Origin of the sequence: Psychroserpens burtonensis DSM 12212 (genome assembly GCF_000425305.1) — a bacterium.
GTDB lineage: Bacteria > Bacteroidota > Bacteroidia > Flavobacteriales > Flavobacteriaceae > Psychroserpens > Psychroserpens burtonensis.
Genome location: NZ_AUDE01000020.1, coordinates 47,716 through 67,006, shown reverse-complemented (window position 1 = coordinate 67,006; position 19,291 = coordinate 47,716). Strand labels below are relative to the sequence as shown.

At 33.8% G+C, this 19,291-nt stretch carries 15 protein-coding genes; 12 read left to right on the top strand and 3 right to left on the bottom strand.

Annotated elements, in window-relative coordinates; translation table 11 throughout:
• The 6 genes from H593_RS0109555 (at window position 1) to H593_RS0109530 (ending at window position 5,688) form a co-directional block, all read left to right on the top strand.
• A complete protein-coding gene (locus H593_RS0109555; RefSeq protein WP_028872251.1) occupies window positions 1-354 on the top strand; it encodes a hypothetical protein in 354 nt (117 codons plus the stop codon).
• A 196-nt stretch (window positions 355-550) separates the two neighbouring features.
• A complete protein-coding gene (locus H593_RS21605) occupies window positions 551-721 on the top strand; it encodes a DUF6090 family protein (RefSeq protein WP_390620525.1) in 171 nt (56 codons plus the stop codon).
• 803 nt (window positions 722-1,524) lie between these two features.
• Window positions 1,525-2,223 carry a DUF2268 domain-containing putative Zn-dependent protease gene (locus H593_RS0109550; RefSeq protein ID WP_028872250.1) on the top strand — a complete coding sequence of 233 codons (699 nt, stop codon included), beginning with the start codon at window positions 1,525-1,527 and terminating at the stop codon, window positions 2,221-2,223.
• Between the two features lie 369 nt (window positions 2,224-2,592).
• The gene (locus H593_RS0109545; RefSeq protein WP_028872249.1) at window positions 2,593-3,372 is read left to right on the top strand and encodes an alpha/beta hydrolase; all 780 of its coding nucleotides are present in this window, start codon (window positions 2,593-2,595) and stop codon (window positions 3,370-3,372) included.
• Window positions 3,373-3,430: 58 nt separating this feature from the next.
• A complete protein-coding gene (locus H593_RS0109540) occupies window positions 3,431-3,883 on the top strand; it encodes a nuclear transport factor 2 family protein (protein WP_211224956.1) in 453 nt (150 codons plus the stop codon).
• A 1,016-nt stretch (window positions 3,884-4,899) separates the two neighbouring features.
• Window positions 4,900-5,688, top strand: coding sequence for a PhzF family phenazine biosynthesis protein (locus tag H593_RS0109530; RefSeq protein ID WP_028872247.1), 789 nt, complete (start codon window positions 4,900-4,902; stop codon window positions 5,686-5,688).
• A gap of 64 nt (window positions 5,689-5,752) precedes the next feature.
• Here H593_RS0109530 and H593_RS0109525 read toward each other — a convergent pair whose 3' ends face one another.
• A complete protein-coding gene (locus H593_RS0109525; RefSeq protein WP_028872246.1) occupies window positions 5,753-6,730 on the bottom strand; it encodes a hypothetical protein in 978 nt (325 codons plus the stop codon).
• Window positions 6,731-6,972: 242 nt separating this feature from the next.
• Between H593_RS0109525 and H593_RS0109520 the strand changes: the two genes are divergently transcribed.
• Window positions 6,973-9,228: an FUSC family protein gene (locus H593_RS0109520; protein ID WP_028872245.1), complete on the top strand. Its 2,256-nt coding sequence runs from the start codon at window positions 6,973-6,975 to the stop codon at window positions 9,226-9,228.
• Between the two features lie 223 nt (window positions 9,229-9,451).
• On the opposite strand, the gene H593_RS0109515 is transcribed toward H593_RS0109520, so the two are convergent.
• Window positions 9,452-9,871 (bottom strand): nucleoside-diphosphate kinase, encoded by a 420-nt coding sequence (locus tag H593_RS0109515; RefSeq protein ID WP_028872244.1) that lies wholly within the window; start codon window positions 9,869-9,871, stop codon window positions 9,452-9,454.
• Window positions 9,872-10,144: 273 nt separating this feature from the next.
• Between H593_RS0109515 and H593_RS0109510 the strand changes: the two genes are divergently transcribed.
• Genes H593_RS0109510 through H593_RS0109500 form a run of 3 tightly spaced genes read left to right on the top strand, consistent with a single transcriptional unit; the run spans window position 10,145 to window position 12,937 of the window.
• A complete protein-coding gene (locus H593_RS0109510) occupies window positions 10,145-11,161 on the top strand; it encodes a DHH family phosphoesterase (RefSeq protein ID WP_028872243.1) in 1,017 nt (338 codons plus the stop codon).
• Window positions 11,161-11,703, top strand: a complete 543-nt coding sequence (gene gldI / locus H593_RS0109505; protein WP_028872242.1) for a gliding motility-associated peptidyl-prolyl isomerase GldI — start codon at window positions 11,161-11,163, stop codon at window positions 11,701-11,703. The genes H593_RS0109510 and gldI overlap by 1 nt, the downstream gene beginning before the upstream one ends.
• Window positions 11,704-11,737: 34 nt before the next feature.
• A complete protein-coding gene (locus H593_RS0109500) occupies window positions 11,738-12,937 on the top strand; it encodes a peptidylprolyl isomerase (RefSeq protein WP_051229687.1) in 1,200 nt (399 codons plus the stop codon).
• Window positions 12,938-13,019: 82 nt separating this feature from the next.
• On the opposite strand, the gene H593_RS0109495 is transcribed toward H593_RS0109500, so the two are convergent.
• Window positions 13,020-14,483 carry an aminoacyl-histidine dipeptidase gene (locus H593_RS0109495; protein WP_028872240.1) on the bottom strand — a complete coding sequence of 488 codons (1,464 nt, stop codon included), beginning with the start codon at window positions 14,481-14,483 and terminating at the stop codon, window positions 13,020-13,022.
• A gap of 536 nt (window positions 14,484-15,019) precedes the next feature.
• On the opposite strand from H593_RS0109495, the gene H593_RS0109490 reads away from it, so the two are divergent.
• Complete coding sequence (locus H593_RS0109490; RefSeq protein ID WP_028872239.1) at window positions 15,020-16,090, top strand: DUF3810 domain-containing protein; 1,071 nt, start codon at window positions 15,020-15,022, stop codon at window positions 16,088-16,090.
• Window positions 16,091-16,222: 132 nt separating this feature from the next.
• Window positions 16,223-19,285: an amidohydrolase family protein gene (locus tag H593_RS0109485; protein ID WP_037051973.1), complete on the top strand. Its 3,063-nt coding sequence runs from the start codon at window positions 16,223-16,225 to the stop codon at window positions 19,283-19,285.
• Window positions 19,286-19,291 lie beyond the last annotated feature (6 nt).

The following is a 19,291-nucleotide window of genomic DNA, read 5'->3' as shown; positions in this document are numbered from 1 at the left end:
ATGAAGACTAACATTATAAACTTTGTCATCACAATAATTTTAGCAGTACTCCTATCGCTCTATTTACCTTGGTGGTCTGTTATGGTTGCAGGATTTGTATCTGCACTATTTTTTAGTCTGAAAAAGGCTGCTGTATTTTTTGTGCCTTTTCTAGCTGTATTTTGCTTTTGGGCAATCTATGCCTTTATCGTAAGTAGTGCTAATGATTTCACTTTGGCTAAGAAGATAGCCGTACTCCTTCCTCTTGGTGGTAATCCTCATGTATTGATTTTGGTGACTGGATTAGTTGGTGGATTGGCCTCTGGTGTTGCTGCAGTGTTTGGTAAGCAACTTGTTGGTTTGGTTAGGAAGTGATTGAAAAAGACAATCATCACTTCAATAAATCATGTGTAAAAATCAAAGATTTATTATATTAGCGTCCTAATTTGGATATTTACAGTTGGGTATATCCGATTGTTAGCCTTCACTAAGACTAACTAATAAGATTCCCTCGTTCCCGAGAAATAAATATGATAAGGCTAGTAAATATGTGCTTTATGCTATTGGATAAATTTTTCTTGTAGTTACCAAAATTTTTATAGCACTTCACATAAGTAATTGGAATACTGATCATAAAAATGAGGCCATTCAAAACTCATTACTTAAGAAATTAGATATAGAACTGCAATCAAACATCTACCGCTTAAATTTTATGTCTGTTAAATTTGAAACTATTTTTTAAAATAACATGACACATTATTGGCCAGTATTAATGCGTAAAATGTTGAACTATATTTAAAAGAAGATTATTATTCATAAAGTACATTTAACTTTAGCAGTTCTGCTTATGAGCAAATGAAAACTACAGAAAAACCCTAGGCCCTAAACTCTAACTATTTGCCAAATACCATTACGCCTAATTACAAACTTTACGAAAGATGAAATTACTATATACTGATAGGAAATGATTAGGTGAGAAGTAATATTATTAGTGATGTCAATGAAGGAATCACAAAAGACAATTCATCTTTGTACAAAAAAGTTTAGAAAACCTTATAAGACGTATTGATGCTATTAGTATTAAATCAAACAATTTGAAAGACTGAATTAAGAAGGGTTTAGAGAAATAAAAAAATTAAGATGATTTGAACATATAATGCTTTATGGCCAAATTACGAGCAGTATAAAGAAAAGCCAACAACCTGTATAATCAAATGCTTGTTAAATGTGTACTCTTAAGATGCTATCAAATTCACCTCTGGTTAATTTTATTTTACTAATTTAGATGCTAGCCAGGGCAACTAAACGTAAACCACACGTTAATCTCACTTGTAACAATTCAACGAATCAGTCATCATCTCTTAAAGCAATAATTACCCATGAATAAAAGTAGTAAAATCATTTTATTGACATTTACATTGTTGTCCAGCTTAGTTTCATGCTATGGACAAACAACTTCAGACAAAATTATTTTCCTAACAGACTACTATGAAACTTTCGTTGACGAATTAAATGCAGACGATAAAAAAGTTGACAGCATTTATAATGAAAAGGTACTCACTCCTAATCTATAACAAATACTTTAAGAAAAGTGAGTATTCTGCCATTTTTAAGGACTTTATCGCCTCTCCTATAAACAACTTCTTCGAACTAAAACAATCAATTGATAGAATTTCGATAAACAAAACAACAATTGAAAACAAAATAATTGGGGCAATAAATAAGAGTCGACTATCTATTTTCAACGAAAGTTTGACCATTTATGTCCTTCCTGTAAACCCAAATTTTAAGCAAGTCGTAGCAGGAATGAGTGGTATAATAGGTTTGATGGCAGGTTCAAAACAAATCATTTTGACAATTGAACCAGATATTTTAGGATGGGAAAGCATGCTTGAATATGCAGTTGCTCATGAATTTAACCATGCATACTGGACAAACTTAAATTTTGGAAAATCAACCAATTGGACACTGCTTGACTACTTGGTATTTGAGGGAAAAGGCGACTGTTTCGCCCACTCACTTTACCCTAGTGTAATAGCTCCTTGGACCATGGCATTAACTGAAAATCAAATTTCAGATTTATGGAATACTATTGAGCCAAACTTACAAAGCAAAGATATTGGCCTTCAAACGGAGATTATGTTTGGATCAAACAATTACCCTGTTTGGAGCGGTTATTCTGTTGGCTATGATATTGTGAGAACAGCCTTAGAAAACAATAAAAATCTTAAAGCAGAATATTGAACTAATCTTGAAGCTGTCAATATTTTAAGAAAAAGTAAATACAAATAGAAACAACCACTAACAACGTGAATATTTAATTGCTTGTTATGCGTATACTCGAAAAATCCTCCAGATTTCCCTATGATTCATTTTCTTTGACTAATTTAGTTGCTAACCAAAGCAGCTAACCATACATCATACGTACTAATTTCTCTTTTTAAAGGAAAGTAAATAATTACTTTATGCTGACATTTAGTTAGCGGATAAAAGACTATAACAAATGATTTAATACATTTGTTATCAATATATTACAAAAATATTATTCAGAATTGGATTAAGCAACAGAGTCCTTAAATGATCAACAGAGGAGTAACAAAAAATTAAATTCAGATGAAGGCATTTTTAAAAATTTTGACACTTGCGATACTTTTTGTTTCTTGTAGTTCTAATAATGAAGGAATAAACAGTAACTCTTTAACAGAAAGTTTCCTTTTAAAAGGAGTACAATATGGCTCGGAATCTAGACAGTTCCTTGATATCTATAAAGCTGAATCAGATTGTTCAACGCCTGTTTATTTTGATGCTCATGGAAATGGTGGCAATACCTATATGCCAAACTCAATAATAGAAGATTTGAATGCCCAAGGTGTCTCTGTTATTGCATGGGAATCTCTAACTTCAGTAAATACACCAAGCGAAGTAGAAACGGGATGGAATGATGCAGAACTTATGTTTGAATGGGTTATAAATAATGCTGAAGAATTCAACCTCGACACGTCCAACTTTATTATTGGAGGTTCTTCTCGTGGAAGCATTATCAGCTGGAAATATGGACACCAAGAGAGCCCAAATATTAAAGGGTTTTATTTTTATAATGCACTTCCTGATGGTACTTGGACAGATCCTAATTGGTGGTCTCCAACAGACGAAGTAAATATATCATCAGCACCAATTTACTTTGTTTATGGTAGAGAACCAGGATCATCCGAGAACCCAATAAACCCAGATGCACATGACCCAGAAAACGGTATAATAATTATAAACAAGTATCAAGCCTTAGGCATCGGAGACAGAACGGCGCTAGTGCACAGTATAGGTGATAGTAACAATACAGATAAATATCAATTTCTTGTTGATTTCGCATTGTCTGTTATCAGCTCTTGCCCATAATTGACTCTAAAACATGGCTAAAATAAATAAAAACGAGCACCAACAAAGTATAGAATAAATGAAAAACACGAAACACCTCCTTTTTATAGTTCTTTACCTTTTTATGTGCACATCAGAACTATTATCGCAAACTAATGAAGAGCAAATATTAGCAATTAGAGAGGCTTCAAATCTAGCTCTTAAGTCACACAACGAAGAAGTAGTGCTTTCATATCTAACAGATGACGTTTTGACAACAACGGGAAATGGAAATTTATTGTCTGGAAAAAAAGCATTAGAAAAATATATTTTAGATGGCGGAAAAAGTAAAATATATCTGGTTCGCGAAACAAAAGAACTTATAGTTAATGAAAAAATAGGATTGGCTTGGGAAACTGGAATTTGGAATGGATACCAACCAGAAAAAAGTGATGAATCTTTAGTCAATGGGAAGTATTCAGCCATGTGGATTAAAACGTCTAATGTATGGAAAATAAAATCTCACCTATTTGTGACGCTAGGTTTAAAGTAAAGCATTATCATCTGAAATAATATTAAGTTAATGGCTTAAAAACGCAACAAACCATTCACCAATAATTATAATCCCGACTTACTACTTGAAAACTAATAACTAATATTAGTGTTTCTTGTAGCCATAAATTGATTCGAAATTAAGAGATGAATAATTTATCCTGTTTTAGGTACTCCTATTAATTAGCATCGATGACGAAAAAAAATTAATTAAATACCTTCTCGAATTTGCAGTAATTATTCTTAGTATTAAAGAGTCCTTCTGGCTAAATCTAAAAAAATTGCTATTGGAGCAATTCCGAAGAACATTCCAATGTGCTTCCCTCTAAAGTTTCAGTGTTTGACCAGTTTACCTCCTCGCCCAAAAGCGTCAATAATGGTCTATTTAATTTCAGTAAAGCCAGTCAAATAGTTTAAGTGGTAAGCTTTGCACTCATCAATTCCAGCCAGATTAACTTCAACTGTTACTATAACAATATCCTTAGTAAAGTTTTGTTAATTCATTACAGATGTATCTCCACCTAAATAGGAGGCCCCTTCCTTGTGATGCATTTTTAAATCTCTTTCGAGCTATTTATCAGCATCAATTACTTGTTTTTCACCACCGTTTTTCGAAGTACAGTCGGCAACCATAATGACCAGAAACAAGAACAATATATTTTAATTATTAACGCCTTAAATAAAATTAGAAATAAAAATAGCTCCCCTCTACGGAATTATAAAGTTAAGTTTATACATCATATAAGTTAACAACTTTACTTTTGTAAATTAACAATTAAGTGATGAAGAAATGATCTAGATGTTGGGAGAAAAGAAGAAAAAAGATAAGCAACTATCGAAAATCATTAAGGATGCAACTATTGACGGGGTACATATTCATATAAGTTTATAATTTATTACTAGTTTTAGCCTGCTTGGAAAACTTCTTTGGAATTCTCTTTGGTTAATTCCATTTTAGCTAAATTAGTTGTTTAAACAACTACCAAACGCGAACTACAATTACGACCTTCACGAGACATGAAATTAGACCTTTATCAAATAGACGCATTTACTAATACTGTTTTTGGTGGAAATCCAGCTTGTGTAGTGCCTTTAGACGAATGGTTATCAGACGACTTACTTTTAAAAATAACGAGAGAAAATGCGGTTGCAGAAACTGCATTTTATGTTGACAAAGGAGATAAAATACATTTACGATGGTTTACTCCAGAAATTGAAATGGATTTATGCGGTCACGCAACTCTTGCAACTGCCCATTGTTTAAAATCAATTTTAAATTATCCTAAAGACAAAATTATATTTGAAACCTTGAGTGGAGACCTCACTGTTTTCATGCAAAATGATTTCTATTTTTTAGATTTTCCATCAAGAATGCCCTTGATTTCTAAACTACCTGAAATAATAGAAAAATCACTAAACATATTACCAAAGGAGGTATTTAAATCAAGAGATTACGTCTTAATTTATGATTCTCAAGAAGATATAAAAAACATCAAAATTGACAGACAAACATTTGACCAAATAAACCTAAATCCAGGTGGTGTTATTGTCACGTCTAAAGGTAATGATTGTGATTTTGTATCACGGTTTTTTACACCTCAAGCCTTAATTTTAGAAGATCCAGTGACTGGTTCAGCTCATTGCTCTTTAATTCCATTTTGGTCAAAGAGACTTAACAAAAAAGAACTTTCTGCTATGCAAATCTCTGATAGAGTTGGAACATTAAACTGTCAAGATAAAAACGATAGAGTCATCATTAGTGGTCAAGCGAAAACGTATTCAATAGGCACTTTTTGGATTGACTAAAAACCATAACTAATTTGCGTTAGATCATAATAGTGCTGCTAATTCTTTTAGGCTTGATACATTATTAATTAGAAATTACTTTTAGCACTTTTCTTTTATTAGAGCTTTCGATAATAATAAATTGTAATTTATTATCATTAAGCTCTAATGGTATTGGTAAGGCGTCTTGGATTTCATACTGATTTCTAAATAGTTCTCGACCTTGTAAATCATAAACACTAATTATAGCTAACTCATTGATGCCTTTTATAAACAACTGACCATTTACATAATAACTAGTAATCATACTAAATGACTTAGCTAATGTACTTAGTACAGCGTCACAACCAGGTAAAGTGAGGTAGCCCGTAAATGTTATAGCATCAGAACCTTCTGTTCCAATAGCAATTCCTTCACCATAACCTTCGTCTGAGGAATACGCTGTATTACTAACATAAAGTCCTACAAAATTGAACTCATTTGGACTAGTTAGTCCAAGATCTTCCCAATTAAAACTGAACTCGTAAAAAGATTGTGTATTCGATTCTAAAGTAGAGTTAACAGACGTCACAAACTCTAATTCTCCTTCTCCTACAGCGCCTGTACTTGGTATGGACCACAAACCGCCAGAATTCATATCTAAAGCCACAGCATAAGAAGCTTCAAAACCAGCTGGAAAATTGACAATACTTCCATTACCAAAAGCATTACTATTTGATATTGCAATAGTTTGGTCGTTGGTGTCATCATCAACTGTAAGATCAATTTCATTGCGCCCAGGGGCACCTGTATCTATATATAAAACGAAAATATCGTTTATTTCATTACCGCTAGTAGTCATGGCAAATATTATTGGATTACTGAATTCGCCAGTGAATAAAAAATGGCCTTCGCCCACAGCTCCTCCAAATCCTGAATTTCCGTTTGCTTCGCATGTTGGTGGTGGTTGGGAAAACATAGAACTAGCTATCAATAGGGTTAAAACTATTATAATTTTACCATTAAAACCATAATTATGTTGAGAGAATAGTTCCTGCCAAATACGTCTAAAAACTTTGATCATAAATAATTAATTATAATTTTAAAGATACACAATTAATAAACCTTAAAATTCCTTACTAAAAAAGTGATTCATTCTCCTAATAGCTTTCCGGATCAAAAAGACAAAACTTAAGAAAGCTTCTACAACATAATTTCACACTAGACATTTTCTTAAATATACAACTCAAACCACAACTAAAACAATTTTAGTAGACCGTACTTTAGCTCAATTACTCTAACTTTGCAATCAAATTGTAAATCCAATTGAGAGAAAAATTAAAACAGTTAGAATTATTTTTAAAAAGTTCCAACTTTGATCGAGGTATTCGACTTGGTGTTGGTATTGTTGTACCCTTTGGTGTCTTATATTTTTTAGGCTATTTCGAATATGCTCCTGCTGTTGTTGTCGGTACTTTTTTAAATGCACCAGGCGATATTCCTGGAAGTATCAAACGTAAGGTCAATGCTATATTAATCAGTATTGGTTTAACGATGGTTATTACAGCGATAATACTATTCTCAAAACCTTTCCTACTTCTTCTGCTAATCGCTCTTATAGTCATTTCCTTTATCGTATCCCTAATTTCTGTTTATGGTTTTAGAGCGTCTTTAGTTTCCTTTTCTGGCTTGTTGGCCATGGTATTGGCATTTGCTATTCAAAAAGAAACACCACAAGAGATTTTAATTCAGGTGGCACTAATGGGCGTTGGTGGTCTTTGGTATTTAGTCGTTTCCTTTGTTTTTCAAAAATTAGCGCCTAAAAAAGATCAGAATCAATTATTGTCTGATACGCTCCTACTTATTGGTGAATATTTAAAATTACGTGCCAAATTATTAACAAAGAAAACCAAGCGTGATAAACTTCTCAAACAAATTTTCGTACTTCAACACCAAATCAATGAGAAACACGAGACACTTCGAGAAACTCTATTTACCGAACGCAAACGCTCAGGACGTTCTCGTTACGAAGAAAAGCAACTATTAATTTTTCTCTCTTCTATCAATATCTTCGAATTGATAGAAGCAACACATTTGGATTATAAAATGATCGATGAGATTTTTGGCCATCGAAAAGAATTCCTAAAAGCTTCTAAGACGCTAAATAAACTTATGGGTAACCATCTTATACGTTTATCTGAATTATTGATTCAAAATGATAAAATACCAAACAATGATACTTTAATAAAAGCATTATCAAGAGCCAACGAATCTATCACAAACTATATCAATACTGTCAAATTACCTAAAGCTCGTGAAGGTGCCTTATTATTAAAAAACCTATACGATTATCAAGAACAATTACTTCTAGAAATAAGAGCTATTAGACGTGCTATGGAGAATGTCAAAGAAGCCTCCAAAATATCTTTAAGAAGACAAGATTCGAGTCAGTTTTTAACGCTCCAAGAATACAGATTAAATGTGTTTATTCAAAATTTAAGCTTGGATTCTAAACTATTTAGACATTCATTGCGCTTTACCATTGCTATTATCTTTGCATACCTTCTAGGCTTCTTTTTTGATATACAAAATACCTATTGGATTCTGCTAACCATTGTTGTAATTATGCGACCAAGCTATGGTTTAACGAAAGTGCGCTCTAAAGATCGTATTATCGGAACATTCATTGGTGCCGCTGTTGCAGTTGGTATTGTGCTGATTACTCAAAATGTAGTGGTTTACTCCATATTAGCGATAGGTTCATTGGTATTGGCTTTTTCACTGATACAGCAAAATTATAAATCTGCCGCTGCATTAATCACCATTAGTATCGTCTTTGTATATTCCTTTATCAATCCCAATGCCTTTGAAGTCATTCAATATCGCGTCATCGATACGATCATTGGCTCTACTATCGCTGTCGTTGCGAACTATGTACTTTTCCCAAGTTGGGAAGCTGATAATCTAACTCAGGTGCTTCTCAATGCATTAAAAATGAACAGAAAATATCTTTTGGCAACCCGAGAGTTATATCAAGATACATCTAAACATAAACTCTCTTATAATGTGGCTCGGAAAGATGCTTTTCTTGCTATTGGTAATTTGAATGCTGCCTTCCAACGTTTAACTCAAGACCCAAAATCAAAACAGAAAGAGTTTCAGCTCATTTATGAAATTGTAACGCTTAATCAAACTATGATTTCGGCAATCGCGTCTATAGGTAATTTTATAATCAATCATAAGACTACTCCTGCTTCAAAAGAATTTCATGTCCTTATCGAAAAAATTTCTAATACGCTCCAAATGTCGTTCGATAGTGTTGACCCATCTCACATAAAGACAAAAGACGCTGAACAAATTGCTGAAAATGCACAAGAGAAGTTGTTAAGTAAATACCAGCAATTATCAAATTTACGAGATGAAAGTATCAGACAAGGTAACATTGAATTGGATACTGAAACACTTCATGGTCTTCAGGAAGCCTTTTTAATTGCCAACCATATGAATTGGTTACAGTCCCTCTCAAAAAACCTAAAGAAAACGACGGAACGGTACCGCATCTCTTTGGTTGATGGACAGTAGCAATTTTAGCTTTGATTTCAATAAATTGATTTGGCCTAATAAGTAGTTCAACATGTGTTTGTAAGTTGTTTAGATATTCTTATTTCCCATACTGAAAGCTTTAGACTAAAGAATCAAGTAGTTTTTTATACTGAAACTACATTGTTTTTGAGAACCGCTAAGCCTTGAACAAAAAAAGCGCAACCAAGGGTTGCACTTTCAATATAGTATAGAAAACTTCTAATTAAAACATCTCTCTACCAGCAAAATGGAATGCGCCTTCAATAGCTGCATTGTCATCACTATCACTTCCGTGAACTGCATTTTCTCCCATAGAAGCTGCGTATAATTTTCTGATTGTACCTTCTGCTGCATCTGCAGGATTAGTTGCACCAATAAGCGTTCTAAAATCTTCTACTGCATTATCTTTTTCTAAGATAGCGGCAACAACTGGTCCTCTTGTCATGTACTCAACTAATTCACCATAAAAAGGTCTTTCGTTGTGAACCTCATAAAATGCTTGAGCATCTTGGGTTGTCAAATGCGTTAATTTCATTGCTACGATTCTGAAACCAGAAGCAGTGATTTTTTCTAAAATTGCACCAATATTCCCCTTTTCAACAGAATCTGGTTTAAGCATTGTAAATGTTCTATTTGTAGCCATTTTAATATTTTAAATTTTGTGCAAAAATAAGGTATTTGTTTATATACACAAATCAAAGTTAGAACTCATTCATAATTTAATTAAATGACGACCTCACTTCGTACTAAAGTCTATTTTCTTTAAAAAATAAATGCATAATTCGTCTTAAAAAATCCAGATTGTCTTAAAGACACCTGTGATATTTTTGAAACCTAGCAGGATAACTATTCATTTTTCACGGAAAACGGACATAGGTTAAGAAACCTAAACTGAAAAAACCTATTTTTGTATTCTATGAATAAAGAAGACATCAACAGTATAAAAGAACTCTTAAGTTCACCAAAACAAATTGTAATAATTCCTCATAAAAACCCAGATGGAGATGCTATTGGCTCTACACTTGGTCTTTTACATTATTTAAAACAATACAATCATAACGCCCTAATAATTGCCCCTAATGATTACCCTGATTTTCTAAAATGGATGCCAGGAGAATCTTCTATTCTAAAATATGATCATCAAAAGGAGGCCTGTGATGCACTGCTCATTTCCGCAGAAATAATTTTTACTTTAGATTTTAATTCTCTAGGAAGAATTGGTAGTATGCAAGACGCCGTTACTGCTTCTAAAGGTTTAAAGATTATGATTGATCATCATCAACAACCAGATGATTATGCAACCTACACCTATTCTGATGTTGCCATGTCTTCAACTTGTGAAATGGTATATAATTTTATTGCTATGTTGGATGACACTGATACAGTGAATACTGATATTGCAACCTGTTTATATGCAGGAATCATGACAGATACCGGTTCATTTAGATTTTCATCAACGACAAGCGCAACTCACAAAATCATTGGAATTCTTATTGAAAAAGGTGCAAATAACGCTCAAATTCATAATAATATTATGGATACTAATAGTTATGAACGTTTGCAATTATTGGGCAAAGCACTAAGTAATTTAAAAGTCATTCCAGAATACAAAACGGCGTATATTACATTAACTCAAGAAGAACTTAATACCTTCAACTTCAAAAAAGGAGACACCGAAGGTTTTGTAAACTATGGTTTGTCTCTAAAGGGTATTATTTTTGCAGCTATTTTTATTGAAAGTCACCAAGATGATATCATCAAAATCTCGCTACGTAGTAAAGGTGATTTTTCGGTTAATGAATTGTCTAGATCACACTTTGAAGGTGGAGGACACACCAATGCTGCAGGCGGAAAAAGTGATTTAAATATGAGAGACACCATTGACAAATTTATTAGTATCTTGCCTCAATATAAAAAAGACCTCAAAGCCTAATGAAGTATATAATTCTTCTCATAATCAGTATTACATTTAGTAGTTGTAAAACTCCAGAAGCTCGCAAACCAGAATCGGTTCAATCTGGTTCTTTCTATAAAGAGTCTGCTGCTCGAAGTAAAAAGTTGAACGCAAAAGAAAGTGGCAAAATCGAAGCTATAATGTCTCAAAATCCTGAATATGATTATGTGGCTTCAAATAGCGGGTTTTGGTACAGATATCATACTAAAGTAGAAATAGACACCACTACTGCTAGTTTTGGAGATGTAATTGATTTTAATTACAATGTGAAAGACCTCGACGGTAATACCATTTATTCTGAAGAAGAGTTAGGCGCACAACAATACGTCATGGATAAACAAGAAATCTTCACAGGTTTACGCGAAGGTTTGAAACTAATGAAACCAACAGAGACTGTAACTTTTCTATTCCCATCACAAAAAGCATATGGCTATTATGGTGACAAGAATAGAATTGGAACAAACATCCCTTTAATAGTAAAAGTAACCGTAAATAATATAACACAAAAAACCAGTAATTAGAATGAAATTGATTAGCAAAACACTCCAAATTTTTATGCTATGTTTAGTAGTAACTTTGGTCTCATGTAAGGAAGAGTATCCTGATCTAGAAGACGGACTCTACGCGGAAATAGTTACCAGTAAAGACACGATGATCGCTAAATTATTTTACGACAAAGTGCCTGTAACTGTTGCAAACTTTGTAGCATTAGCAGAAGGTAACCATCCAATGATGGGTGACGAATTTAAAGGAAAACCATATTATGACAGCCTAACATTTCACCGTGTTATGGATAAGTTTATGATTCAAGGCGGTGATCATACTGCTACAGGTGGTGGAAACCCGGGATATAAATTTACAGCAGATTTTGACGCTTCATTAAAACATGATAGAGGCGGACTTTTATCTATGGCAAATAGTGGTGGGTTTAACACCAACGGAAGTCAGTTTTTTATAACAGAAGTACCTTACCAAAGCTTAGATGCTTTTGATGACGATGGAGAATTGAAACCTTGTGATCAACCAAGAGTAAGCTGTCACTCTATATTTGGAGAACTTGTTAAAGGAATTGAAGTTCAGGATGCCATTTCAAATGTAGCGGTTGATCCTAGATCTAAAAAACCTCTTGAAAATGTTTACATCTTAAAAGTGAATATTATTAGAAAAGGTTCTGCTGCAAAATCATTTAATGCTCCAAAGGTATTTGAATCAGAATTACCAAATGTAGAAGCAGAAATCAAGCAAATACAGGACGATAAGAAAGGAAAACTTGAGCAGGAGAAAAAAGAGCGTGATGAGAAAATGGCAACTGCTTCTGCGGAGACAAAATCAACTTTAAATGAATACACTACAAAAACTATTGCATTGGCTTCTGGTCTTAAAAAACATATATTAACAGAAGGTACTAACGCAAAACCAAAACCTGGAGATTCTGTAAGAGTATATTACGAAGGGTACTTCACAGATGGTCGTTTATTTGATAGTGACAGAGTTGAAATCTCAGAAAAGTATGGTATGTTTAACCAAAGACGTGCAGATGCTAATCAATATGGTCCAACAGCAATGTGGGTGAGTCCTAATGCTCAAATGATACCTGGTTTTAAAGAAGCTTTAGCAACTTTAAATATTGGTGAAAAAGCATTCTTTTACTTACCATCACATTTGGCTTATGGAGAGCGGGGAAACAGAGGTATTCCTCCAAATACAGATTTAACCTTTATCGTTGAAATGGTTGATGTGATAGAGAAAAAATAATAGTATAAATCACCCATACATTATATTAAAAAAGGCGGTTTCAATATTGAAATCGCCTTTTTTAATATAATAGATATACTTATTATTTCTTTGGAATGTTCTTCAATATCTCAAGAACAAATGTCCAATACTTTTGAGCCGAAGAGATCTGTGCACGCTCATCTGGTGAATGTGCTCCTTTGATATTTGGTCCAAAACTAATCATATCCATATCAGGATAATTAGTCCCTAGAATACCACATTCTAATCCTGCATGACACGCAGCAACATGCGGCTCTTCTCCTCCATTCAAGTCTTTGTAAATTGGCACTAATACTTTTAAGATATCAGAATCCATATTTGGTGTCCATCCGGGATAATCACCAGATAATTCTACTTCACACCCTGTTAATTCAAATGTAGCACGCAACATATTTGCTAAATCCCATTTAGAACTCTCAACAGAACTTCTGGTTAAACATCCAACCTTAATAGCTCCATCTTTTACAATCACACGCGCCACATTATTTGACGTTTCTACCAAATCTTTGATATCAGCACTCATGCGGTGCACACCATTTAAAGCTGCATACAATGCTCTAGTCAATCCTTCTTGAACTCCTAAATCCATGATTTGCTCTGGAGTCTCAATTTGTGACACTTCAATAACCATATCAGGTTCCATGGTTTTGTATTCTTTTTTAATTTCGTTAGCTAGATCATTTATTTCAGCAACAAAAGAGTCTTTATGAATAGAATCAACAGCAACTATCGCATTACTTTCTCTAGGAATCGCATTGCGAAGACTACCACCATCAATTTCAGAAATACGTAAACCAAAATTCTCAAAACCATCAAACAAAACTCTGTTCATGATTTTATTAGCATTTGCTAAACCTTCGTGAATTTGCATTCCACTATGGCCACCTTGTAAACCTTTTACAGTGACTTTAAAACCAATTTTAAACTCAGGCGTTTCTTCTTGCTCATACGTTCTAGTCGCAGTAACATCGACACCTCCAGCACAACCTACACCAATTTCATCATCTTCTTCTGTATCTAGATTTAAAAGAATTTCACCGTTAAGTAAACCTCCTTTTAATCCCATGGCACCAGTCATTCCTGTTTCTTCATCAATAGTAAACAACGCCTCGATAGCTGGATGAGCAATGTCTGTACTTTCTAAAATAGCCATTATGGTTGCAACACCTAATCCGTTATCTGCTCCCAGTGTAGTCCCTTTTGCCTTTACCCAATCACCTTCAACATGCATATCAATACCTTGAGTATCAAAATCGAAAACAGTATCATTATTTTTTTGATGCACCATATCTAAATGCGATTGCATCACGATTACTTTTCTATCTTCCATACCTGCTGTCGCTGGCTTTCTAATAATGACGTTTCTTACGTCATCCTCCATCGTTTCTAAACCTAAGCTTTCTCCAAAGTCTTTCATGAATTTAATCACGCGCTCCTCCTTTTTAGAAGGTCTAGGAACTGCATTTAAATCTGCAAATTTATTCCAAAGGGCTTTTGGTTCTAGTTGTCTTATGTCTTCGCTCATATAAAATATATAGTTTAAAATTAAGTAAGATTTTAAGTTTTTTCACTTCGGAAACATCAACTCAAACATCTATTTTGCAAAGTTACGAATTGTAGTTCAACTAGACTAGTTTGAGTTAGCTGGTTTTAGAATCTTATTGTGGGAGATTAGTTTACAAGTCAGCTAATATGAGCATATGTTCCGTAAAAAATGAATTGAAGCGAAGGGTTAAACAAAAATCGTAACAAGATTAAATGATTTCGAAATTAAAAAACACACGGTGTTGACAAGATCAATCTAATTACCCTTACTTCTTATTTTCGTGCCAAAGTGAAAGAAGTTTTTAGGAATATGCGGTTCCGTTTTAATTTTTTTGGTTCGTTTTTTTATCAAGAAAAAATGAATGCAAGAAATTAGATCACTAAACAAAACAATCACTCTAGCTACTCCTGATTGCAGTGATATCCTTTTGGTACAAAAGATTAAGCGAAAAGCAGGAAAAAAAAATCGTTAAAAACTACAGGGATAAGGTTCTAAAAAATACCTATTTTTGAATCATGCTCAAATACAAAAAGCTCATTATCGCCTTTTCTATTATTCCTCAGATTTTCCTTCTGAAAATTTTAGCACACTACCCTAATTTTGTGGAGTCTGTCTATAGTCATGGAATTTATGTTTGGATTTCTAAAGCGATGCGCTATGCCTTTGGTTGGTTACCTTTTTCGGTTGGCGATGTGTTATATACGCTATTGGGTTTGTATATTTTGAGATGGTTGTATTTAAATCGAAAACGAATTATCAAGGATACCAAGCGTTGGATGTTGGATATACTATCTGTAATTTCGATTGGTTATTTCGCTTTTCATATTCTTTGGGCTTTTAACTACTACCGTTTACCACTCCATAAATCTTTGGGAATAGATCAAGAATATAGCACCATCGAATTGGTAAATTTAACGAAGCAACTCATAAATAAAACCAATACCCTACAATTACAACTCGCTAAAACAGATTCTACTAAAGTGGTTATGCCCTATTCTAAAACTAAGATTTTAAAAATGGTGCCTGATGGTTATGATCTACTTTCAAAAGAATTTCCATATCTAGAATATCAACCGAGAAGTATTAAACGATCGTTATATAGTATACCGCTAACATTCATGGGTTTTTCTGGATACTTAAATCCGTTTACCAACGAAGCTCAAGTTGATGGGTTGATTCCTGCCTATAAATTCCCAACAACTGGAAGCCATGAAGTCGCACATCAATTAGGTTATGCAGCCGAAAATGAAGCAAATTTTATTGGTAGTATGGCTGCAATGCATCATCCAGATGCTTATTTTAATTATTCTGGATATGCTTTTGCTTTGCGTCATTGTTTAGGAGAATTATACAAACGAGACCTCACTTTATATGAAGAATTATTGCCCCAACTTCATAAAGGGATTTTAAAAAACTACCAAGAAGTAAGAGACTTTTGGGATGGCTACGAAAACCCCTTAGAACCCCTTTTTAAAACGACTTATGACAGCTTTTTAAAAACCAACAATCAAGCAGGCGGTACGGAAAGTTACAGTTATGTTGTTGCCCTTTTAGTGAACTACCATAAAGAGCATCCTATGAAGTAATACCCTATCTACTGCGATTGTTTTAAAGTGGAGGTGGTCTATGACTTCGGAAATGTTAAAACTTTATATTTTGTCTATTGATATGTTGTTAATTTTTATCTTTAGAAAGAATTATTAATCAACCACCTTTATATGAATAAAATCAAGTACGCAATAGCGTTATGCTTTTGCAGTTTTGCATTATTTGCACAAGACTATTTCCCCAAGAACGATGGTGTAAAAACCAAAAACACAAGCTATCAAGCCTTCACAAATGCCAAAATTTACGTGACTCCAACTCAAATTATTGAGAATGGAACACTATTAATTAAAGATGGTAAAGTCGTAGCTTCTGGTAATGAAGTGAGTATCCCTAAAAATACAATTGTAGTAGATTTAAAAGGTAAAAGTATTTACCCTTCATTTATTGATATGTACTCTACATTTGGTGTCAAAAAGCCAGAACGTGCATCTGACCAAGGTAGAAGCCCACAATATGGCCCAAGTAGATCTGGATTTTATTGGAGTGATCACGTCATGCCAGAGAACAGCGCTATTGATAAATTTGAATTTGATGGGAAAATAGCAAAAGAATTAATGAAAGCTGGTTTTGGTGTCGTGAATACTCACATTGAAGACGGTATCGTTCGAGGAACAGGAACTTTAGTTGCTCTTAATCCTGACGATGGAAACGGATTTCGAATTATAGATCCAAAGTCGGCTCAATACTTTTCATTCAGCAAAAGTGTTGCTTCCAGGCAATCATACCCTGGTTCTATTATGGGAAGTATGGCTTTGCTACGCCAAATGTATAATGATGCAGATTGGTATGCTAAAGGAAACAGTAAAACCAAAGACTTATCTTTAGAAGCCTTGAACTCTAACAAAAGTTTGGTTCAGATTTTTGGAGCTGGGAGTCGCTTGAATGCTATGAGAGCCGATAAGGTTGGAGATGCATTCGGGATTCAATATGTTATCCTTGGTGGTGGCGACGAATATGAACGTATCGCAGATGTAAAAGCAACAAACGCATCTTATATCATTCCTATAAATTTTCAAAAGGCTTACGATGTAGAAAATGCTTTTTTAAGCAGATCTTTATCAATAAGTGATATGAAAGCCTGGAATCAAGGGCCTGCAAATGCAAAGATATTAGCAGAGAACGGAATAAAATTCACGTTTACATCTCATGATTTAAAGTCCCCTAAGACATTCATGCCTAACCTTATTAAAGCTGTTGAATACGGTCTTTCAAAAGAAAAAGCATTAGAAGCGTTAACGACTGTTCCTGCACAACTATTAGGGAAATCTTCAGAAATTGGTTCACTCCAAAAAGGGTCTTATGCAAATTTCTTAATTACATCGGGTGATATTTTCGAAAAGAAAACCAAGCTTTATGAAAACTGGGTTCAAGGACAAAAAACAGTTCTTGAAGATATGAATACTCAGGATCTCACAGGTGACTATGAATTTAATATAGCAGGTGAAACCTATAAAATGACCTTAAAAGGAACACCTAGCAAATTGAAATCTGAAATTACTAGCGACGGACAAAAAAGAGGATCTAAAGTGTCTTATGCCGATGATTGGATCAATATTTCAATGACGACAAAAGATTCTACTGAACAAAAATTCATTCGATTAATAGCAAATGCTTCCAACGGAAACACACTCAACGGAAAAGCAGTCTATCCAGATGGTAATGAAATGACATTCTACGCTAAGAAAATAGATAAACCAGAAAAGTCTTCCAAAGAAAAAGAAGAAAAAACTAATAGTGCTGTCAATACTGCTGATGATGCTGATGCTGCTGATGCTGCTGATGATGAAAAAGAAGTTGACGGTGAAGAATCAACGACTGCAAAAGAAATCATGCCTATCACCTATCCAAATATGGCATACGGTTTTGCAGAACTTCCAAAAGCAGAAACTTTACTTTTCAAAAATGCTACCGTATGGACCAATGAAAAAGATGGTGTTTTAGAAAATACAGATGTGCTTATTAAAAATGGAAAGATTTCAAAAATTGGTAAAGATCTTTCAGATGGAAACGCTATAGTTATTGATGCTACAGGTAAACATTTAACGTCTGGTATTATTGATGAACATTCGCATATTGCTGCCTCTTCAATTAATGAAGGCGGACACAACTCATCTGCCGAGGTCTCTATAGAAGATGTAATCGACGATGAAGATGTTGATATTTACAGAAACCTTGCAGGTGGTGTAACTTCTATTCAAATACTGCATGGATCCGCAAATCCTATTGGTGGACGTTCTGCTATTATTAAATTGAAATGGGGAGAATCTGCTGAGAATTTAATTTATAATAACAGTCCAAAATTTATAAAATTTGCTTTAGGTGAAAACGTGAAGCAATCCAATTGGGGAGACAACGCGAGAAATAGATTTCCACAAACAAGAATGGGAGTTGAACAGTTATATATCGATTATTTCACAAGAGCAAAAGCTTATGATGCTTTAAAGAAAAGCGGAAAACCATATCGTAAAGATATTGAAATGGACGTTATTTCTGAAATTCTAAACAGCCAACGTTTTATCTCTTGTCATTCTTATGTACAAAGTGAAATCAACATGTTAATGACAGTTGCCGATAAATTTGATTTCAAGATTAACACCTTTACACATATCCTGGAAGGTTATAAAGTAGCAGATAAAATGGCTAAACATGGTGTAGGTGGATCAACCTTTAGTGATTGGTGGGCTTACAAATATGAAGTTAATGACGCCATTCCATATAATGCTGCTATTATGCATAATGCTGGTGTTGTTGTTGCTATTAATAGTGATGATGGTGAAATGTCTAGACGTTTAAATCAAGAAGCTGCAAAATCTGTTAAATATGGAGGTGTTAGTGAAGAAGATGCATGGAAATTTGTGACCTTAAACCCTGCTAAATTATTACACATAGACGATCGTGTTGGAAGTATTAAAGTTGGTAAAGATGCCGATGTTGTTTTATGGACAGATCATCCAATGTCAATTTATGCAAAAGCTGAAAAAACCATTATTGAAGGTGTGACTTATTTTGATTTAAAACGTGACGAAATGATGCGTTCTCAAATTAAGAAAGAGAAAAGTGAACTCATCAATGGTATGATGAAAGCTAAAAACAAAGGCTTAAAGACACAACCGATTAAAAAGAAAGAAAAGGATCAAATGCATTGTGATTACTTAGACCATGCACAACACTAAATCAAG

What these genes read in the sequence shown, in the direction of transcription:
- H593_RS0109555 (WP_028872251.1), top strand. Translation starts at nt 1, where the DNA reads ATGAAGACTAACATTATAAACTTTGTCATCACAATAATTTTAGCAGTA.
- H593_RS0109550 (WP_028872250.1), top strand. Translation starts at nt 1,525, where the DNA reads ATGAAAAGGTACTCACTCCTAATCTATAACAAATACTTTAAGAAAAGT.
- H593_RS0109545 (WP_028872249.1), top strand. Translation starts at nt 2,593, where the DNA reads ATGAAGGCATTTTTAAAAATTTTGACACTTGCGATACTTTTTGTTTCT.
- H593_RS0109540 (WP_211224956.1), top strand. Translation starts at nt 3,431, where the DNA reads ATGAAAAACACGAAACACCTCCTTTTTATAGTTCTTTACCTTTTTATG.
- H593_RS0109530 (WP_028872247.1), top strand. Translation starts at nt 4,900, where the DNA reads ATGAAATTAGACCTTTATCAAATAGACGCATTTACTAATACTGTTTTT.
- H593_RS0109525 (WP_028872246.1), bottom strand. Translation starts at nt 6,730, where the DNA reads ATGATCAAAGTTTTTAGACGTATTTGGCAGGAACTATTCTCTCAACAT.
- H593_RS0109515 (WP_028872244.1), bottom strand. Translation starts at nt 9,871, where the DNA reads ATGGCTACAAATAGAACATTTACAATGCTTAAACCAGATTCTGTTGAA.
- H593_RS0109510 (WP_028872243.1), top strand. Translation starts at nt 10,145, where the DNA reads ATGAATAAAGAAGACATCAACAGTATAAAAGAACTCTTAAGTTCACCA.
- gldI (WP_028872242.1), top strand. Translation starts at nt 11,161, where the DNA reads ATGAAGTATATAATTCTTCTCATAATCAGTATTACATTTAGTAGTTGT.
- H593_RS0109500 (WP_051229687.1), top strand. Translation starts at nt 11,738, where the DNA reads ATGCTATGTTTAGTAGTAACTTTGGTCTCATGTAAGGAAGAGTATCCT.
- H593_RS0109495 (WP_028872240.1), bottom strand. Translation starts at nt 14,483, where the DNA reads ATGAGCGAAGACATAAGACAACTAGAACCAAAAGCCCTTTGGAATAAA.
- H593_RS0109490 (WP_028872239.1), top strand. Translation starts at nt 15,020, where the DNA reads ATGCTCAAATACAAAAAGCTCATTATCGCCTTTTCTATTATTCCTCAG.
- H593_RS0109485 (WP_037051973.1), top strand. Translation starts at nt 16,223, where the DNA reads ATGAATAAAATCAAGTACGCAATAGCGTTATGCTTTTGCAGTTTTGCA.